Here is an 18,274-nt window from a genome sequence, read left to right as displayed (position 1 = left end):
TGTTCGGGTCGAGCGCCGTGCGGTCAGCCCGCCCCGGCTCCCCCTGCTCCCCGATCGTTCCGCGGTCGCCAGTCGTGTCGCCCCGGGGCCGTGCCGGGTCAGTCTCCGCCGTGGACGTCGCTCACCGCCGAGCGCGGGCCGAGCCTGGGGCGGGCGTGCCCTTCCGGCACCGCGCGCCCCTCGCGCCGCGATCCGATCGACCTCGGCCGACCGCGCCGGGCACCCCGGTCCGCGGCCCCCTCCCAGCCCGTCACCCTGGAAGGGTCGAGGTCGAGGAGGTCGAGGGTGCTCTCCCCCGCACAGACCGCGTCGATGAGCTCCCGGTCACGGGAGACGCTGTCCATGGTCTCCGCGATGATCGTGCTCACCTGGCCGCGCGGGAGGCAGACCACCCCGTCGTCGTCGGCCACGATCCAGTCCCCTCGCCGGACCGGCAGCGGCGCGGGACCGCTGGCGTCCATGAACACCTGCTGTCCCACGGAGCCGCCCGCATCGTGCCCCGCCTCGCGGACCGCCACCCCGGCGCCGAAGACCGGCAGCTCGCAACGGGCGATGGCGGCGATGTCGCGCACGCAGCCGTCCAGGACGATCCCGGCCACGCCCCGAGTCCGGGCGGCCACGGCGAGGATCTCGTCCACGTAGCCGTACTCGGACTCCCCGGAGACGTCCACCACCAGGGCGGAGCCCGGCGGGGCCTGGGCGATCGCGACGTGCAGCGCGAGGTTGTCCCCCGGCGCGCAGCGGACGGGGAAGGCACTCGCGGCGAACCCGGCCCCCGGCCAGACGGAGAAGAGGTGGGTCCCGAAGGGACGCCCCCCGCAGCGTGCCAAGGCCACCGTTCCCACAGCCGTCAACGTCTTCGCAAGCGCCACGTCAGCCTCCATTACACCCGCGCCCGGTGCGGTCGGTTCGGACCGACCCCTTCTATACTCGCGGGTAACTTAAACGTGACGCAAGGCGTGCGAGCCTGAAACACGTAAAAATGCTACCGATGGTTACATCTGAGCGGGATACCCGTGTCCGTCCGATCACCTTCGGTGTCCCCTGCCTGGCAGACGCGACCAGCGCAACCTCAGACGACCGACGCGACCACGTCCAGAGCGGCACGGGCGGCGACGACGTCGTGGACCCGGAAGACCCGGGCGCCCTCGCGCGCGGACACCGCTAGGGCGGCCAGGGTCCCGTCACCGCGCTGGGTCAGGCCGGCGCCGAGGGTCTCCCCCACGAAGTCCTTGTTGGAGACCGCCACCAGCACGGGCCAGCCGGTGGCCGCCAGCTCGCCCAGACGGCGGGTGAGTTCGAGCGAGTGGTAGGTGTTCTTGCCGAAGTCGTGCGTGGGGTCGATCATCACCCCGTCCGGGCGCACCCCCACCGACACCGCGCGCTCGGCCAGCTCGCACACCCCGGACACCACGTCCCCGACCACGTCGTCGTAGCGCACGCGGTGGGGGTCGGTGCGGGGGGCCAGCCCCCCGCTGTGGCTGCACACCAGACCGGTGCCGAACTCGGCCGCCACCCGGGCCAGGTCCGGGTCGGCCCCCGCCCAGGTGTCGTTGATCATGTCCGCCCCGGCCTCGGCGCAGGCCCGGCCCACCCCGGCCCGCCAGGTGTCCACCGAAATCACCACGTCGGGGTGGCGGGACCGCAGCTCGCGCACGAACGGCACGGTGCGGCGGACCTCCTCGGCCTCGTCCACGTGCGCCCCGTACCCGGCCTTCACCCCGCCGACGTCGATGATGTCGACCCCCGCCGCCACGGCGTGGTCCGCGGAGGCCAGCGCGGCCTCCAGGACGTAGGTGGCGCCCCGGTCGTAGAAGGAGTCGGGGGTTCGGTTGATCACGCCCATCACCGCGAAGCGCCGGCCCGCGAAGGTCCGCCCGCGCAACCGCAGGGCCCCGGGGCCGTGCGCCACTGGGCGCCGGGTCCCGGTCTCACGCTTGGCTGCTGTCTCCGGCGTCTGCGGACCGTGCGTCACCATGACTCCATCCTGGGGTACGGGCGGGGCGGACGGTCACCCGCCCCGCCCCGCCGTGGTCGGCCCGGATCAGCCGGGTACCCAGCCCAGCGTGCGCTCACCGCCCCGGCGCTCCTTGCGCACCTGGAGGTGGTCCCACGTCTCCACGTGCCCGACCCCCGCGGTGGCCCGGATCCGTTCCAGAGCCTCCACCAGCTGGCACCGGTCCGGCGCGGTGAGGGTCCCGATCACGTCGTAGCGACCGAAGCCGCTGGCCAGGAACGAGATCCGTCCCATGTTGGCCATGGCAGTGCCCAGCGCGTCCGCGTCGCCCCGGCAACGCAGTCCGAAGCCGATCTGTTCGTTGGCGCCCACGGCCGACGGCTCCACCAGCGCGGTCACGTGGACCACCCCCGAGTTGAGCAGGCGCACCACCCGGGAGCGGGCCGCCGCCTGCGACAGCCCCACCTGTCGGGCCAGGTCGGCGTACGAGGCCCGTCCGTCCTTGAGCAGTCTGCGCACCAGACGCCAGTCCAGCGCGTCCAACTCGATGTCGCGCAGTTCACGCACACTGCTGTGAGCGTCCTTGTACACGGCGTTGGCACGGAAGACCTCCGCGCCGTCCACACCCGGCAGCGAGCGCAGGTCGGCGAGCTCCTTGGTCAGGGCCGCGTCGTCGGCCACCCTGACCTGCGCGACGGCCGGGAACCTCCCGGCGGCCTGCGCAGCGAAGGTCACGGCCTCGCGTTCCCCCAACGCGTCGAGCATCGGACCGACCGGCCCGCTGACGCGGAACGACACGTGACCGAGGACCTCCATTCCCACCACGCCGGCGTGCAACACTCCGACGATCCTGATCGCCCCCGACTGCACCAACTGGCGCACTCTGGCGCGAACCGCCGTCCTGGACAGCCCCACCCCGTCCGCCAGGGCCTGGAACGTCGCTCTGCCGTCCCCCTGCAACGCCCGCATGAGCGCGGCGTCAACCGCATCGAGCACGATGGTTGCCTTTCGTTCCCATGACGCCGCCCTTACCCCCGGACGGCGCCCCCTCCTCCGGCCAGATCATCGCAGTTGTGGAGCCGCTTCACTACTGATCGCCAAAGAAATCGGTTGATTCACCCCTTTGACCGGCTGGACAGCGCCGCCCAATGCCCCAACAGGCATCTCTCGACCACATAACAGACTTGTATAGAACACCCCTTATGAGGTGGCCGCTGTGCACACAACCCCGACAAAGCGCCACACTGATGACACGGGCCCGAGCGACACCCGCCGAGGGCACGCCACCGAGGGCACGCACCGCGCACGGCGCGGGACGACCGGCGGGCCGCCCCCGTGCACGCACCTGGGAAAGGGCATAACAACAGAAAGTGACCGCCACACGGCGAACGTGGCGCGAACGATCAAAACCGGAGAAACGGGGCGGCCGTGATCGCCCCGCGGCTTGAGAGGAATCGCTGGTGGCAGCGGAGGACGAGCGGCGGGACAAGGCGCCCACGCGCCCGAGCACGGGAGGGGCGCTGCTGTGGACCGCCGCGTCGCTTCCCCTCCCCGGTGCGGCGCACCTGCGCATGAGGCGCCGGCTCGCCGGGACCGTGATCCTCGGCGCCTACCTCGTGGGGGTCTCGGCCCTGGTCCTCGGGCTGGTCTGGATCGGCACACACGAGGCGGGCACGATGACCGTGCTGGCCGGGATGGCCGTGCAGGACCGCTGGCTGCTGGGCGTGATGGGCGCCGTGTTCGTGGTCGCCGTGCTGTGGCTGACCGTGATCGTGCACTCGTGGGCCATCACCCGTCCCGAGGGGGCGCGTTTCGGCCAGCGCCTGCTCGGTGGCGTCGTGGTCCTGCTTCTGTGCCTGACGGTCGGAGCACCGGCGGCCTGGGCGCTCCACGGCGGCTACACGGCCTACGAGACGCTGGGGCAGGTCTTCGACGCCCCCGAGCGCGACGACCTGCCGCCGCACGACGCCGCCGACCCGTGGTACGGGGCGGACCGGGTCAACGTCCTGCTGATCGGGGCGGACTCCGCCGACAACCGCTACGGCGTGCGCACGGACACCATGATGGTGGCGAGCCTGGACACCGACACCGGCGACGCCGTCCTGGTGGGGCTCCCCCGCAACCTGGAGAACGTGCGCTTCCCGGAGGGGAGCGCGCTCGCCGACCGCTACCCCGAGCCGTACGGATTCGACCTGCTGCTCAACGACGTGTACCAGACCGTCGCGGAGGAGCCCGAGGAGCTGGCCCTCAACCCGATCGTCGCCGACCCCGCCGCCGACACCCTCAAGAAGGTGATCGGGCACAACCTCGGCCTGGAGGTCGAGTACTACGCGATGGTCGACATGATGGGCTTCCGCGACCTGATCGACGCCGTGGGCGGCGTGCGGGTGCGGATCGAGGAGCCCATCCCCTACGGGGTGCACGGCGGGGTGCTGGAGCCCGGCGTGCGCCGCCTCGACGGCCACGAGGCGCTCTGGTACGGGCGCTCCCGGATCGGCTCCGACGACTACGGGCGGATGGGCCGCCAGGGCTGCCTGGTCAAGTACGTCGCGGAACAGGTCGACCCGACCACGGTCCTGACCAGCTACCGGCGGCTGGCCGGTGCCACCAAGCGGACTCTGACCACCGACATCCCGCAGTCGAAGGTGCCCGCCTTCATCGAACTGGCCGACGAGCTCACCGACCACGGTGACATGAGCGCCCTCCAGCTGTCCCCGCCGCAGGTGTCCACCGGCAACCCGGACTGGGACGAGATCAAGGAGCTGGTCGCGGAGGCGATCACGGTCAGCGAGGAGGAGGACGACGCGCCGCTCGACGCGCCCTCCGCCTCCCCCGACGGTGACCGTCCCGAGGACGTCGAGGACCCGACCCCCGAGGAGTGGGAGGAGTGGGAGGAGGACGAGCGGACCGAGTGGCAGCGCTACACCGGTCTGGCCGAGCCCTCCCCCGCCGACCCGGGCCGTCAGGTCGGCTCCGAGGCCACCGACCTCGGCTCCATCTGCCCCTGACCTCCTCCCCCGGGTTCGGCACGCCGGTCCCGGGGGGCGGGGATCCCCCTGGGGGGCTTGCGGCAAACACCCGCGACGCACGGTGACCGGAGTCGGACAGTTGGCCACGGGCCGTTGTCACGCCAGTGCGGGCGTGTGAATCTGACACGGTGACCACAGCTCAGCTCTGGACTCTCGTCGCCTTGGGCGCCTTCCACGGGCTGCACCCCGGCATGGGGTGGTTGCTCGCCGTCAGCAGGGGACTTCAGGAGGGCGGTCGCCGCCAGGTACTGGCCGCCCTGCCCGCGATCGCCGTGGGGCACGCGGTTAGCGTCGCCGTCGCGGCGGTGGCGATCACCGTCACGGGGTCGGCCACCGCCTCGGTCCTCTTCCCGGTCCTGGGTGGCGGGGTGATCGTGCTGCTGGGGCTGGTGATCCTGCTCTCGCGCCAACACTTCCACTGGCGGGACGTGCGCCTGTCTCTGTGGCAGCTGACCGCGTGGTCCTTCCTGATGTCCTCGGCCCACGGCGCGGGGCTCATGCTCATGCCGGTGCTGTCGGGCCAGCTCGACCACACGCATGTGGAGGGCGGCGGCCACGCGGGGCACGGGGCGACCGGCCCCGGTGACGTCACCGGGACCCCCGGGGTGAGCCTCGGGGCCGGAACCGCGGACGCCGCCGAGGGGGTGTGGAACCTGTGGGACGCCACCCTCCTCGGGCTCGCGGCCACCGGGGTGCACTCGTTGGCCATGCTCGGAGCGGCGGGGGTGGCGGCGCTGATCGCCTACGACTTCCTCGGCGTGCACGCCCTGCGCTGGAAGGGCGTGACCATGGACCGGGTGTGGGCGTTGACCCTGCTCCTGGGCGGCGTCATGGTCCTGTGGTCGGTGTGGTGAATCGTCCGCCCCGCGCGTCGGTCACGGCCGCTTCCGCTTGATCCGCGTCACTGTCGGGAATGAGTGTTGTTCCCGCCGTGTCCCATATACGGAGGAATGTGCGAGGTAGCCGGACAGATACGGCGCCCGAGGCGTCGACGGCGGCGGGGGCCGCCCCCGTCTCCGGCGTGGAGGAGCGGAGTCCATGACCCACAGAATTCCCGGGGCCGACAGGGTCCACCGACGATGGCACGGACTGGTCCTGGCCATCGCGGTCCTAACCCTCCTGGCCCTGATCGCCGTGCTCGGCACCCGTTGGGTGGTGGCCAACCAGAACCGGATCTTCCCCACCGCCACGCCGTGGAGCCAGGAGTGCTCGGTGTGGACCGGAGACGAGCAGGTCAAGCTCGACCGCGACCAGGCCAAGCGGGCCAGCACCGCCGCCGCCGTGATCGCCCAGGGGGACGACGCGCCCATCTCTCGGCCGGACGTCGACGACATCCCCGACGAGGTCATGGACGCGCTGGTCAACGGGCCGGAAGACGACGCGGGCCCCTCGATGAGCTGCCGCTACTCGGGCGAGGAGGTCGAGTTCGAGGAGGAGCGGCCCTCCGGAATGACCCCGCGCACCGAGACCCTCAAGGCGGGGATCGAGAACGACTTCGCCGACACCCAGATCGGCGGGTTCGTGGCCGGAGGGTACGACACCGGGCACGGCGAGGGCTCCGCGCACTACGAGGGGCGGGCGCTCGACGTCTTCTACCGACCGGTCAACGAGGACAACCGGCGGGAGGGGTGGCTGCTGGCGCACTGGCTGATCGCGCACGCGCCGGACTACCAGATCGACGTGATCATCTTCGACGACAAGATCTGGAGCACCCGGTATCCCTCGATGGGGTGGCGCCACTACGAGGCCGATCCCGACAACGAGATCCTGCGCCACCTGGACCACGTGCACGTCGACGTACTGCGCGGCCCGGAACCCGAGGACGACTGAGCACGGGGCCGGGGCCGCGGGGCCCCGGCCCGGACCGCGTTCCGAACCGTGACGCCGGAACGCCGGGGCGGTCAGTCGTCCAGACGGAACCCGACCTTGAGGCCCACCTGGAAGTGGGCGACATCGCCGTCCTCGATGTGGCCCCGGACCTGGGTGACCTCGAACCAGTCGAGACCGCGCAGCGTGGCCGAGGCCCGCTGGATGCCGTTGCGGATCGCCTGGTCGACGCCCTCGGGAGAGGTTCCGACGATTTCCGTGACGCGGTAGGTGTGGCCGGTCATGGGTGACCCCCTGTGTAGTCGGTGGCTGGGGCCGCGCGAACCCGGCCCCGTTCCCTGCCTCCCCTCAATCCCCGCCAGCCACACGGCCCCTTCGATTTACTCCGGGAACCTTTCCGGAGAACGGATCGGTGCGCTTTGCTGTTTGTTTCTGAGGACTTTGGACCCGGTTGGGACGGGCTTGGCCCAGGTGACAGGCGTTCCGACAAGGGAATGGGCCCGCCGAACGGGATCGGAAGGGTGGGTGAAGTGTCAGATAAGTCCTGACCTGGGACTTAGGACCGGCCCTGGCGGGACTGTCCCGAGACAACGTCGTAACTCACTCTTGACGTACCCCGGGGGGCGTCGGTGTACATTGGGTCTAGCGCTTCGATCCCCCGTCGAAGCGCGGGACGATGTTTCGAGCCCCCGTCGAAACATCGCGCGCGACGCCGGGTGGTTTGCCCCCGTAACCACCCGGCGTCGCCTTTTGTCCGCACCCGGTCGGCGTGAATACCCGCCCGTGGCCGGGGCTTGACCACCGAATCCGCTTTGTCGCCTGGGGACCAGCATTGGGTAATACCGCACCGGACACACACTGCTCGCGCAGGGGCTGCCGTGCCGCCGCCGAGTGGGCGCTCGTGTGGAACAACCCCAAGCTGCACACCCCCGACCGCCGCAAGGTGTGGGTGGCCTGCGACGACCACCGCGAGTACCTCGCCAACTTCCTTGGCCTGCGCGGTTTCCTCCGTGAGACGGTCCCGCTGGCCGAGTTCCTGGACGGAGACGGCGGCGACGCTGGTCAGCACGGCGCAGACGAGCCAGGCACCCGCCGCTGATCCGTCACCCACGGCGGTGTTCGAGGCCCTCAGGCGGATCTCCTCGTGACGGCAGCGCGCCGCTGCGGCCACCAGTTCCGGCCGGGGACGAGCCCGGGAAACGGCCCCCCAGACGGTTGAGGACCGGGGCCGGTCCGAGCAGGCCCGCATGGAGTCCGACCGGACCGGGGTCGGCCCCGGCCTCCTCCAGAAGGCGGCGCACCACCCGGCCTGCGGCGTACCTCGGGCCTCGGCATGCCCCTCCGTGGTCCACCACGACGCGCACGCGGTGATGGGCGTCCACGCTCGACTCACGGGCCCGACGGGTGAGCCCCCTGCCGGAAGCAGGCGCTCGGGACCGGCGGCTGGTCCAGGCGTTCGCGGACCTGGACGGACTGCCGGGGCGAGCGCCTCAGAGCGCGGAACCCGCTCGGAGCGGAGCGGTCAGGCTGGTCCACGCTCCTTGGGGGGCCAGGCGGCGCGGGCGCGTTCGAGGGCCTCGGGGGTGTCCACGTCGAACTCTTCGGGGGCGTCGGTGAGCGGCACCCGCACGGGATCGAGGGGGCTGAGCAACCGGTGGAGCGAACGCCCCGTGTACGCGTCGAGGGCGGTGCGCAGCGCCTCGGTGTTCCAGAGCCCGGTGAGCCACTGTTCGCGGTCGGTCGAGTCCACGAACACGGCCCCGTCGTGCTGCCCCTCACCGCGGTCCCGGAGCACGGCTTCCAGAGCGGCGAGGTGGTTGGGGGCCAGGTGGGGCAGGTCGGCGGCGAGCAGCGCCACCCACGCGGCGCTCACGTGGGGCAGTCCGGCGCGCAGGGCGGGGACGGGGCCCCCGCCGGGCGGGTCCTCCCGGACGTAGCGCGCACGCGGGCGGTCGCGTTCGGGCCCGACCACGGTCACGTCGGCGTGCGGTGCGTGGGCGCGTACCGCGCCGACCACGTGTTCCAGCAGGGTGCGTCCGGCGACGGTGAGGCCGGGCTTGTCGGCGCCGCCCATGCGGGTCGCCGCTCCCCCGGCCAGCACCACCGCGTCGAGGTTCTCGGTCACCCTCCCAGCATGCCGCACGCGGCGTCGGCCGGGAGGGCGGGGCTCACCCCTTGACGCACACCACCTGGCGCAGGTGGGCCACCACCTCGACGAGGTCGGTCTGCGCCTCGATCACCGACTCCAGGTCCTTGTAGGCGGCGGGGATCTCGTCCACGACCCCGAGGTCCTTGCGGCACTCGACACCCTTGGTCTGCTCGACGAGGTCGGCCCGGGTGAAGGTCTTGCGGGCCTTGTTCCGACTCATGCGGCGTCCGGCGCCGTGCGAGGCGGAGTTGAAGGAGGCGGGATTGCCGAGGCCCTTCACGATGTACGTACCGGTGGCCATGCTGCCGGGAATCACACCAAACTCTCCCGAACCCGCACGAATCGCCCCCTTGCGGGTGACGAGCACGTCCACACCGTCGTAGGTCTCCTCCGCCACGTAGTTGTGGTGGCAGGAGATCCGCTGCTCGAACGTGGTGCCGGGGACGCGCTCGGCCAGGACCTGGCAGGCCAGTCCCATCATGACGTCCCGGTTCCGGCGCGCGTAGTCCTGCGCCCAGAACAGGTCGCGCCGGTAGGCGTCCATCTCGGGGGTTCCGGACACGAACACGGCGAGGTCGCGATCGGGCAGGTCCTGGTTGTGCGGCAGCGCCTGCGCCTGGGTGATGTGGTGGTCGGCCAACTCCTTGCCGATGTTGCGGGACCCCGAGTGCAGGACCATCCAGACGGCGCCGTCGTCGTCGAGGCACACCTCCAGGAAGTGGTTCCCGCCGCCGAGGGTTCCCATCTGGCGCCGTGCGCGCTCGTTGCGGGGGTGCACGGCGGAGGCGAGCCCGTCGAATCCGTCCCAGAAGCGGTCCCAGCCGGTGCTGCCCAGCCCCGGGACGCGCGCGGGGTCGACGGGCTCGTCGTGGGCGTGGAAGCCGACAGGGACGGCGGCCTCCAGGGCCGAGCGCAGGGATCCGAGGTCGTCGGGCAGCCGTTCGGCGGTCAGGCCGGTGCGCACGGCCGTCATGCCGCAACCGATGTCGACGCCCACGGCCGCCGGGCTCACCGCGTCGCGCATCGCGACGACGGAGCCGACCGTGGCGCCCTTGCCGTAGTGGACGTCGGGCATGACAGCCAGACCGTGCGTCCAGGGCATGCTCGTCACGTTGCGGAGCTGGTCCATGGCGGCGGGCTCGACCTCCTCGGGGTCGGCCCACATGCGGATCGGTACCAGGTCCCCGGGGACCTCGGTGTAGGGCATGGGCACCTCCCGTTTCTCTCGTCGTCAGCCCGGGGCACCGTCGTTGGTCGGTGTCGGTGCCCCGGAACATCAAAGCCAGTGAGACGGAAGGACGGCAACCGCTTTACGCCGGTTCGCCCCCTTGGCGGGCCGCCGCGCGGCGCGGGCGGGTCAGCCGCCGATGGCGGACATCGGGCGGGCCGGCTGGAGGAAGCTCGGGTCGTTGATGCCGTGGCCGGGGAGCTTGGCCCCGACGGCGGCCCGCCAGCGGTCGGCGATCTCGTCGTCGGTGGCGCCCTCGCGCAGGGGCGTGCGCAGGTCGGACTCCTCTCGGGCGAAGAGGCAGTTGCGGATCTGGCCGTCGGCGGTGAGCCGGACCCGGTCGCAGGCGCCGCAGAACGGGCGGGTGACCGAACCGATGACCCCGACCGTGGCCGGTTCACCGTTGGGGAAGGTCTGGTCACGCAGGTGGAAGAGCTCGGCTGGGGCGCTGCCACGGGTGTCGGCGTCGGCCGGGTCGAGGTCGAACTCGGCCTCCAGGCGCCCCAGGATCTCGTCGGCGGTGATCATGGTGTCCCGGCGCCAGCCGTGCTGGGCGTCCAGGGGCATCTGCTCGATGAAGCGCAGTTCGTAGCCGTGCTCCACGCAGAACCGGAGGAGATCGGCGGCCTCGTGGTCGTTGACGTCGCGCATGAGCACGGCGTTGACCTTGACCGGGGTGAGTCCGGCGCTCGCCGCGGCGGCCATCCCGTCGAGGACGTCGGGCAGGCGTCGGCGCCGGGCCAGCTTCTCGAAGACGACGGGGTCGAGGGTGTCGAGGGAGACGTTGACCCGGTCCAGTCCGGCCTCGGCCAGGGCGGGCGCGGTCCGGGCGAGCCCGATCCCGTTGGTGGTCAGCGCGGTGTGCGGGCGGGGTTCGAGGGCGGTGGTGCCCGCGACGATGTTCACCAGGCCTCGTCTCAGCAGGGGCTCACCGCCGGTGAAGCGGACCTCGTTGATACCGAGGCGGGTGGTGCCGATGCGGATCAGGCGAAGGAGTTCGTCGTCGGTGAGCAGCTCCGGTTTGGGAAGCCACTCCAGTCCCTCCGGCGGCATGCAGTAGGTACATCTGAGGTTGCACCTGTCGGTGAGCGACACACGCAGGTCCGTCGCCACGCGGCCATAGGAGTCGGCCAGCACGAGCGTCATCCTCCTCTCCAGTCCGGATTTGCCTGTCGGGAAAGCACGGGGGTGCTCCCACAAGAGGGATACCCCCTCTTAAGCGTAGAAGATCCAGTTTCACGGCGAGTCGTCGCGATCACACCATTTGGCATATTTCGTCGACTCGCACGAGATCACACTGCCCTGTCTGGCCGTTGCCCCAAACACACACCGTGACCACGGCCCCCACGAGGCGCCCCGGCCCCGCCCCACGGATGTTCTAGGGTGACCACTCCGGCGGCGACCACCCGATCGTCGCAGACGGCAGCGGCAACGAGGAGGCAGGACACGGTGATCAGCACACGTGAGTGGGGGCTGGCCGGAGGGCCGGACGGTTCCGGGAAACTGGCGGCGCGGGCCTGGGCCCCGACCGAGGGCGAACCCACCTGGCTGGCCGTGCTCGTCCACGGCTACGGCGAACACCTGGGCCGCTACGAACAGGTCGCCCGGGACCTGTGCGCCGCCGGGGCGGTGGTCTACGGAGCCGACCACCGGGGCCACGGCGGCTCCTCCGGCGAGAGAGTGCTCATCGACGACTACGCCGGGGTCGTCGAGGACGTCCACCGGGTGGTCACCCAGGCCCGCACCGCCTACCGCAGCCTCCCCCTGGTGATGATCGGTCACTCCATGGGCGGCCTGATCGCCACCCGCTACGCCCAGGTGAACCCCGGCGCGGTGCAGGCCCTGGCCCTGTCCGGCCCGGTGCTGGGCCGCTGGACCGCGCTGGAGGAGATCGCCGCCGCCGAGGTGATCCCGGACGCCCCCATTGACCCGGCCGTCCTCTCACGCGACCCCGCCGTCGGCGAGGCCTACCTGGCCGACGAACTGGTCTGGCACGGCCCCTTCAAGCGCGCCACCGCGAACGCCCTGCTCACCGAGTTGAGACGGGGCAACGACGCGGGCGACCTCGGTTCCCTCCCCCTGCTCTGGGTGCACGGCCACGAGGACCGTCTGGTGCCGCTGGACGACACCAGGACGGGCGTCGAGGCCGTGGCGGGCGAGGACGTCACCGTGCGCGTCTTCCCCGGCGCCCGGCACGAGGTGTTCAACGAGACCAACCGCGACGAGGTGATCGCCGAGGTGGTCCGCTTCGCGCGGCGCTTCGCCGTCTGAGGACGCGGCGCGGACTCCTGCCGGTCAGACGTACAGCTGGCCGCGCGGCTGTGAGGGGTGGGCCAGGGTCTCGGCGTAGGCCGCGGCCAACCGCTCCACGGCGTCGGCCAGCACGTCCGGCGGGCGGGTGTAGGCCAGCCGCAGGTAGCGCTCCAGGGTGCCGTCCGCTCCGAACACCGGTCCGGCCGCCGGGTGCACCCCGTGCCGGACGGCGGCCTCCGACAGCGCGGTCGCGACCGGCTGGGGCATCGCCGCCCACAGCACCAGGCCGCCCCCGGGGACGCTGGGCCGCCAGTCCGGGAGGCGATCGCGCAGGGCGGACAGCAGGGCGTCCCGGTTGCGGCGCAACTGGCGACTGCGTTCGGCCCGGATGCGCATGACGTCGGACAGCAGGTGGGTCGCGGTGAGCTGGTCGTGCACCGACCCGGCCAGGTCGAAGCGCTGGCGGATCGCCATGATCCGGGTGACCATGGGCGGAGTGGCGCGCACCCAGCCCACCCGCAGCCCGCCCCAGAACAGCTTCGCCACCGAGCCCACGGTCAACACCCGCCCGTCGGTGTCGTGCGCTGCCACGGGGGCGGGCAGGTCCCCGGAGTCGATGGCCAGCTCGGCCCCGGACTCGTCGATGATCAGGTGGGAACCCGCGCGGCGGGCCTCCCGAACCAGGATCCGGCGTTCGTCGTCATCCATGAGCGCGCCGGTCGGATTGTGGAAGTCCGGGATCATGTACGCCGCGGTCGGCCTGCGCTGTCGGAAGGCGTCCACGAGGTACTCCATGTCCCAGCCCTGCGGGGTCACCCCGGTGGTGCGGATGCGTGCTCCGTTGCGGCGGGCCGCGTCCAGGCCGTGCGGGTAGGTGGGTGACTCCAGCAGGACCTCGTCTCCCTGGTTGACCAGCAGGTCCATCGCAAGGGTGACACCCTGCTGGGCGCCGCTGGTGACGAAGATCTGCTCGGGTGTGGTGGGCAATCCGCGCTCCACGTACCGCCGGGCGATGGCGTGCCGCAGCTCGGGCAGACCGTAGGGGTAGTAGCCGATCCCGCCCACGTGGGCGGCGAGCTGCTCGGAGGCGTGGAAGGAGGCCGCCCGCAACCCGTCGACCGCCGGGGGCGCGGCCACGCCGAGGTCGATCTGCTCGGCGGCGGGGACGAAGGGCGCGGGGCCCCGGGTGCCCGAGTCCGGCAGGACCGTCCAGCTGCCCGCACCCTGCCTGCTGTCGAGGAAGCTGTTGTCACGGAGCCAGCCGTAGGCGGCGGTGACCGTGTTGCGGCTGACCCCCAGGGCGGTGGCGAGGTCGCGTTCGGCGGGAAGCCGCGTGTGCGTGGGGACCCGGCCGTCGAGGACCAGCCCGCTCACGGCACGGGCGATCGCGAGGTAGTAGGGGCGTTCGACCGGGCCCTCGCCGATCAGCCGCGCGAGCAGCCGGCCGTTGATCCGCCGGGTGCCGCCGCCGGTTCCGGGATGGTCGGTGCGCTGCCTCGCCATGGGATTCACCTCACCGGGGGAGAAATCGGGCCAGTTGCCGGGATTGGCTCTTCAATCCGAGCACCACCTGGGCCACGATACCGATGTGGCCCCCCTGCGGATGGTCATCCAATCACCCAATGAATCTCTTCCGGCGTGGCGCCGGTACGCGTGAAAGTCGAGGTCGGCCTTGTCCGAACCACCCCGGAGCCCCCTGTCCGCCCTGGCCCGGCGGCTGCTGATCACCCCGGTCCTGCCACGGCCCCGGCTCCGCCGCCTTGCCCAGCTCTACCTCGGCCTCTACTTGTACGGCCTGAGCGGCGCCCTGCTCATCCGCTCCGACCTCGGTGCGATGCCCTGGGACGTCCTGCACCAGGGGCTGTCGCGCCAGACCGGACTGTCGATCGGCACCTGGAGCGTCATCGTCGGCGCCCTGCTGATCCTGCTGTGGATCCCGCTGCGCCAGAAGGCGGGCCTCGGCACGCTGAGCAACGTGGTGATGGTCGGCGCGTCCGTGGACCTGTCCCTGTGGCTGCTGCCCGCCACCGACTCCCTGCCGGTCCGGGTACTCCTGCTGGCGTCGGGGGTCCTGGTGTGCGCGGTCGCCACCGGCCTCTACATCGGCGTCGGACTGGGCCCGGGGCCCCGGGACGGCCTGATGACCGGACTGGCCGCGCGGGGACTGTCCGTCCGGCTGGCCCGCACCCTCATCGAGGTCGCCGTCGCACTGTCCGGGTTCCTGCTCGGCGGGACGGTCGGCGTGGGAACCGTGGTGTTCATGGTGACGATCGGCCCCCTGGCCCAGGTCTTCCTCCCGATGTTGCGGATGCCGGAGGATACGCCGGAAAGCCCCACTCTGACGGGCCGTTAGCACGTCCGTCACCGCTCGTTGATCACCACGTCATAACTTCTCCCCACTGAAAGCCACCCATTCCGCGACATACTTCTCGCCCATCCGAATGCACGTGCATCCGCCTGTAGCCAGGCCCCCACAGAGCATGGAAGATGGGGACCGCGGTGACCGGCGGGGACGGGTCCTTTTCCACAACCGGCCTTTTCGCCTGCCCACACCTGGGCACATACCCGGGTACGAGGCGGCTGTGGGCGGTCCGGGGGGAAGAGCATGACCCGAACGGCGTCCCGACCCGAAGGCGGGTCGGGAGACAGGTCCCCGACGGGGTGCGCACACGGGCGTGCGCGCGCAGGATCGCGCGGAAGCGACAGTCCCCGTGGCGACGGGGCGGCTCGCGCCACCGCACAGACGAAGACGACGTGTTGGGGGTGAGCCGCGTGCCCGGCTGGATTGAAGACTACGCAATGATCGGCGACATGCAGACCGCCGCGCTGGTCGGGCGGGACGGGTCCATCGACTGGGCGTGCCTTCCCGACTTCGACTCCTCGGCCTGCTTCTCCGCGATCCTGGGCGACGAACAGAACGGTCACTGGACCCTGCGCCCGGCCGAAGGAAGCCCCCGGGCCGACCGGCGCCACTACCGGGGCGAGACCCTCATCCTGGAACAGGAGTGGGACACCGACACCGGATCCGTCCGGGTCATCGACTTCATGCCGCCCCGGGGTGGCGCCCCGCACATCGTGCGGATCGTGGAGGGGTTGAGCGGCACCGTGCGCATGAGCACCACCATGCGCATCCGTTTCGACTACGGCCACGTCGTCCCGTGGATGCACCGCGCCGGGACCGAACTGGTCGCGATCGCCGGGCCCGACGCGATCTGGCTGAGCGCCCCCGTGGCCCTCAAGGGCCACAACTTCACCCACGACACCACCTTCACCGTCACCGCAGGGCAGCGCGTGCCGTTCGTGATGACCTGGCACCCCTCCCAGGTGGAGGAGTCCGACCACCTGGACGCGGAGAAGGCCCTCTCCCGCACCGAAAGGTTCTGGGAGAAGTGGGTGGACCAGTGCACCTACGAGGGCCCCTACCGTGAGGCGGTGGTGCGCTCCCTCATCACCCTGAAGGGGCTCACCTACCGCCCCACCGGCGGGATCGTGGCCGCGCCCACCACCTCCCTGCCCGAGGAGATCGGCGGTGTCCGCAACTGGGACTACCGGTACTGCTGGCTGCGGGACGCCACCATCACCCTGGAGGCACTGATCCGCTCCGGGTACACGGACGAGGCGATGGCCTGGCGCGAGTGGCTGGCCCGGGCGGTCGCCGGTGAACCCCAGCTGATGCAGATCATGTACGGCATCCGGGGGGAGCGCCGCCTCACCGAGTGGGAGGCCGAGTGGCTCCCGGGATACGAGTCCTCCGCCCCGGTCCGCGTCGGCAACGCCGCGGTGGGCCAGTACCAGCTGGACGTGTACGGCGAGGTCATGGACGTGCTGCACCTGGCCAGGCGCTCGGGCATCCAGGGTGGCGAGCACCTGTGGGGGCTCCAGCGGTCCCTGGTCAACTACCTGGAGTGGTGCTGGGACGAGCCCGACGAGGGCCTCTGGGAAGTGCGCGGCCCCAGGCAGCACTTCGTCCACTCCAAGGTGATGGCCTGGGTGGCCGCCGACCGGGCGGTGCGCAGCATCGAGGAGTTCAACACCGAGGGGCCCATCGAACGCTGGAGGGCGCTGCGCGACACCATCCACGCCGAGGTGTGCGAGTACGGCTACGACCCCCAGCGCAACACCTTCACCCAGTACTACGGCAGCAAGGAGCTGGACGCCGCCCTGCTGCTCATCCCCGAGGTCGGTTTCCTCCCCTACGACGACCCCCGCGTGGTCGGCACCATCGAGGCGGTCCGCGAGGACCTGATGGTGGACGGATTCGTGCTCCGCTACCGCACGGACCTGGAGAACTCCGCGGACCAGCTCCCCGGGGACGAGGGGGCCTTCCTGGCGTGCAGCTTCTGGATGGCCAACGCCCTGCTGTCCATCGGCCGCCAGGAGGAGGCTCGTGAGCTGTTCGAGCGGTTGCTCTCCCTGCGCAACGACGTCGGCCTGCTCGCCGAGGAGTGGGACCCCGGGGCCGGCCGCCAGGTGGGGAACTTCCCGCAGGCCTTCAGCCACGTGCCCCTGGTGACCACGGCGCTCAACCTCGCCGACCGCCAGGGAGGGTGGCGCGCCGAGTAGCCCTTCCCTCGGTCCGATAGCCCCCGTGCCCCGATGGGGAGTGTCCCCACCGGGGCGCGATCATGCTCGAACCAGATGGCACACGGTCGGGGAACCCCCCGGTCACTGGTCAGCGTGGGATCCGCCGTCCAGGATGGGCCCACCGATCTCCTCCGGGCGACGCGTTTCCGGATCTTTCCTCACTGGTCCCGGACCTGGCCCGGACACGCGGTGAGGACGATCCCTGACGCCGTGGGCCTGCCACTACCTGTCCGCCTACCTGGGACACTCCGGCCACTTGGACGAGGCCGTCCGCCACTACGAGGCGTTGGTGGTCCACCACACCCGTCTGCTGGTGAGGGCTCCCCCGAACCCGGGACGTCCGCTCCCACCTGGTCCGACAGCGGAAGCGGGCCCGCCGGTGACCATCCGTGCCCGCTGCGATGAGGCGGGTATGGCGGCCAGAGAGGCCGAACCGGACCTGGTTGTCCGTGGCTGGCGCTAGTGTTCTGGCCATGCCGAACAAGGACCTGCACGAGATCATGGACAGCGGTTGGGCGAAGGCGCTGGAGCCGGTCGCCCCGCAGATCGCCGCTATGGGCGACTTCCTCCGTCAGGAGGTCGCCGAGGGCCGCACCTACCTGCCCGCCGGGGACCACGTGCTCCGTGCCTTCCAACAGCCCTTCGACGACGTGCGCGTGCTGATCGTGGGACAGGACCCCTACCCCACGCCCGGGAACGCCGTCGGTCTGAGCTTCTCGGTGGCGCCCGAGGTCCGTCTCCCCGCGAGCCTGCGCAACATCTACAAGGAGATGGGCGAGGACCTGGGTACCCCGATGCCTTCCAACGGTGACCTCACCCCGTGGACCCAGCAGGGTGTCCTGCTGCTCAACCGGGTCCTGACGGTGGCCCCGGGCAACGCCGGTTCGCACCGGGGCAAGGGCTGGGAGGCCGTCACCGAGCAGGCCATCCGGGCGCTGGCCGAGCGAGGCAAGCCGCTCGTGTCGATCCTGTGGGGCCGTGACGCCCGCAACCTGCGCCCGCTGATGCCGGGCATCCCGTGTGTGGAGTCCGCGCACCCCAGCCCGCTCTCGGCCCGCAACGGCTTCTTCGGTTCCAAGCCGTTCAGCAGGACCAACGAGATGCTCAGGGAACAGGGCGCCGAGCCGGTGAACTGGCAGCTGCCCTAGGGCGTCTCACCCCCGTGAGCGTCCACTCCCCAGTGGGCGCTCGTACAACGGACAACCCCATATTCGCGAAACCCCTTCTGACGTGCGGACTCGACGCCA

16 protein-coding genes are annotated in these 18,274 nt (G+C 71.3%); 8 read left to right on the top strand and 8 right to left on the bottom strand.

Translation table 11 applies throughout. From position 1 onward, the window contains the following. Window positions 1-98 precede the first annotated feature (98 nt). The 3 genes from BDW27_RS09095 to BDW27_RS09085 all read right to left on the bottom strand — a co-directional run bounded on the left by BDW27_RS09095 (window position 99) and on the right by BDW27_RS09085 (window position 2,953). Entirely contained in the window at window positions 99-845 is a 747-nt protein-coding gene (locus BDW27_RS09095) for an RraA family protein (RefSeq protein WP_110048977.1), read from the bottom strand. A gap of 227 nt (window positions 846-1,072) precedes the next feature. Next, window positions 1,073-1,978 (bottom strand): dihydropteroate synthase, encoded by a 906-nt coding sequence (gene folP / locus BDW27_RS09090; protein ID WP_370446467.1) that lies wholly within the window; start codon window positions 1,976-1,978, stop codon window positions 1,073-1,075. A 66-nt stretch (window positions 1,979-2,044) separates the two neighbouring features. Further along, entirely contained in the window at window positions 2,045-2,953 is a 909-nt protein-coding gene (locus tag BDW27_RS09085; RefSeq protein ID WP_110048976.1) for an Lrp/AsnC family transcriptional regulator, read from the bottom strand. A 464-nt stretch (window positions 2,954-3,417) separates the two neighbouring features. On the opposite strand from BDW27_RS09085, the gene BDW27_RS09080 reads away from it, so the two are divergent. From BDW27_RS09080 to BDW27_RS09070, 3 genes are all read left to right on the top strand, one after another. Continuing rightward, complete coding sequence (locus BDW27_RS09080) at window positions 3,418-4,965, top strand: LCP family protein (RefSeq protein WP_110048975.1); 1,548 nt, start codon at window positions 3,418-3,420, stop codon at window positions 4,963-4,965. 149 nt (window positions 4,966-5,114) lie between these two features. Further along, window positions 5,115-5,840, top strand: coding sequence for a cell wall anchor protein (locus tag BDW27_RS09075; RefSeq protein WP_110048974.1), 726 nt, complete (start codon window positions 5,115-5,117; stop codon window positions 5,838-5,840). Between the two features lie 184 nt (window positions 5,841-6,024). Next, on the top strand, window positions 6,025-6,816 hold the full coding sequence (locus tag BDW27_RS09070; protein ID WP_110048973.1) for a hypothetical protein: 792 nt from the start codon (window positions 6,025-6,027) through the stop codon (window positions 6,814-6,816). 71 nt (window positions 6,817-6,887) lie between these two features. Here BDW27_RS09070 and BDW27_RS09065 read toward each other — a convergent pair whose 3' ends face one another. Beyond that, window positions 6,888-7,097, bottom strand: a complete 210-nt coding sequence (locus BDW27_RS09065; RefSeq protein WP_017544732.1) for a dodecin — start codon at window positions 7,095-7,097, stop codon at window positions 6,888-6,890. A gap of 548 nt (window positions 7,098-7,645) precedes the next feature. Here BDW27_RS09065 and BDW27_RS09060 point away from each other — a divergent pair. After that, complete coding sequence (locus BDW27_RS09060) at window positions 7,646-7,912, top strand: hypothetical protein (RefSeq protein WP_110048972.1); 267 nt, start codon at window positions 7,646-7,648, stop codon at window positions 7,910-7,912. A 423-nt stretch (window positions 7,913-8,335) separates the two neighbouring features. Here BDW27_RS09060 and BDW27_RS09055 read toward each other — a convergent pair whose 3' ends face one another. The 3 genes from BDW27_RS09055 to moaA all read right to left on the bottom strand — a co-directional run bounded on the left by BDW27_RS09055 (window position 8,336) and on the right by moaA (window position 11,327). Then, window positions 8,336-8,938, bottom strand: coding sequence for a molybdenum cofactor guanylyltransferase (locus BDW27_RS09055; RefSeq protein WP_110048971.1), 603 nt, complete (start codon window positions 8,936-8,938; stop codon window positions 8,336-8,338). 43 nt (window positions 8,939-8,981) lie between these two features. Beyond that, window positions 8,982-10,169 (bottom strand): RtcB family protein, encoded by a 1,188-nt coding sequence (locus tag BDW27_RS09050; protein WP_017544729.1) that lies wholly within the window; start codon window positions 10,167-10,169, stop codon window positions 8,982-8,984. Window positions 10,170-10,319: 150 nt separating this feature from the next. Then, window positions 10,320-11,327, bottom strand: coding sequence for a GTP 3',8-cyclase MoaA (gene moaA, locus BDW27_RS09045; RefSeq protein WP_199560597.1), 1,008 nt, complete (start codon window positions 11,325-11,327; stop codon window positions 10,320-10,322). Between the two features lie 312 nt (window positions 11,328-11,639). Here moaA and BDW27_RS09040 point away from each other — a divergent pair, with 312 nt between their 5' ends. Next, complete coding sequence (locus BDW27_RS09040; RefSeq protein WP_110048969.1) at window positions 11,640-12,461, top strand: alpha/beta hydrolase; 822 nt, start codon at window positions 11,640-11,642, stop codon at window positions 12,459-12,461. 24 nt (window positions 12,462-12,485) lie between these two features. Here BDW27_RS09040 and BDW27_RS09035 read toward each other — a convergent pair whose 3' ends face one another. After that, complete coding sequence (locus BDW27_RS09035; protein ID WP_017544726.1) at window positions 12,486-13,946, bottom strand: PLP-dependent aminotransferase family protein; 1,461 nt, start codon at window positions 13,944-13,946, stop codon at window positions 12,486-12,488. Window positions 13,947-14,115: 169 nt separating this feature from the next. Here BDW27_RS09035 and BDW27_RS09030 point away from each other — a divergent pair, with 169 nt between their 5' ends. The 3 genes from BDW27_RS09030 to BDW27_RS09020 all read left to right on the top strand — a co-directional run bounded on the left by BDW27_RS09030 (window position 14,116) and on the right by BDW27_RS09020 (window position 18,175). Then, window positions 14,116-14,796 carry a YitT family protein gene (locus BDW27_RS09030; RefSeq protein ID WP_017544725.1) on the top strand — a complete coding sequence of 227 codons (681 nt, stop codon included), beginning with the start codon at window positions 14,116-14,118 and terminating at the stop codon, window positions 14,794-14,796. A 404-nt stretch (window positions 14,797-15,200) separates the two neighbouring features. Further along, window positions 15,201-17,006, top strand: coding sequence for a glycoside hydrolase family 15 protein (locus BDW27_RS09025; protein ID WP_233515709.1), 1,806 nt, complete (start codon window positions 15,201-15,203; stop codon window positions 17,004-17,006). A gap of 494 nt (window positions 17,007-17,500) precedes the next feature. Beyond that, window positions 17,501-18,175 (top strand): uracil-DNA glycosylase, encoded by a 675-nt coding sequence (locus BDW27_RS09020; protein WP_110048967.1) that lies wholly within the window; start codon window positions 17,501-17,503, stop codon window positions 18,173-18,175. Window positions 18,176-18,274 lie beyond the last annotated feature (99 nt).

Source organism: Nocardiopsis sp. L17-MgMaSL7 (assembly GCF_003182025.1).
GTDB classification, from domain to species: domain Bacteria; phylum Actinomycetota; class Actinomycetes; order Streptosporangiales; family Streptosporangiaceae; genus Nocardiopsis; species Nocardiopsis prasina.
This window is presented reverse-complemented; position numbering and strand designations above follow the sequence as displayed.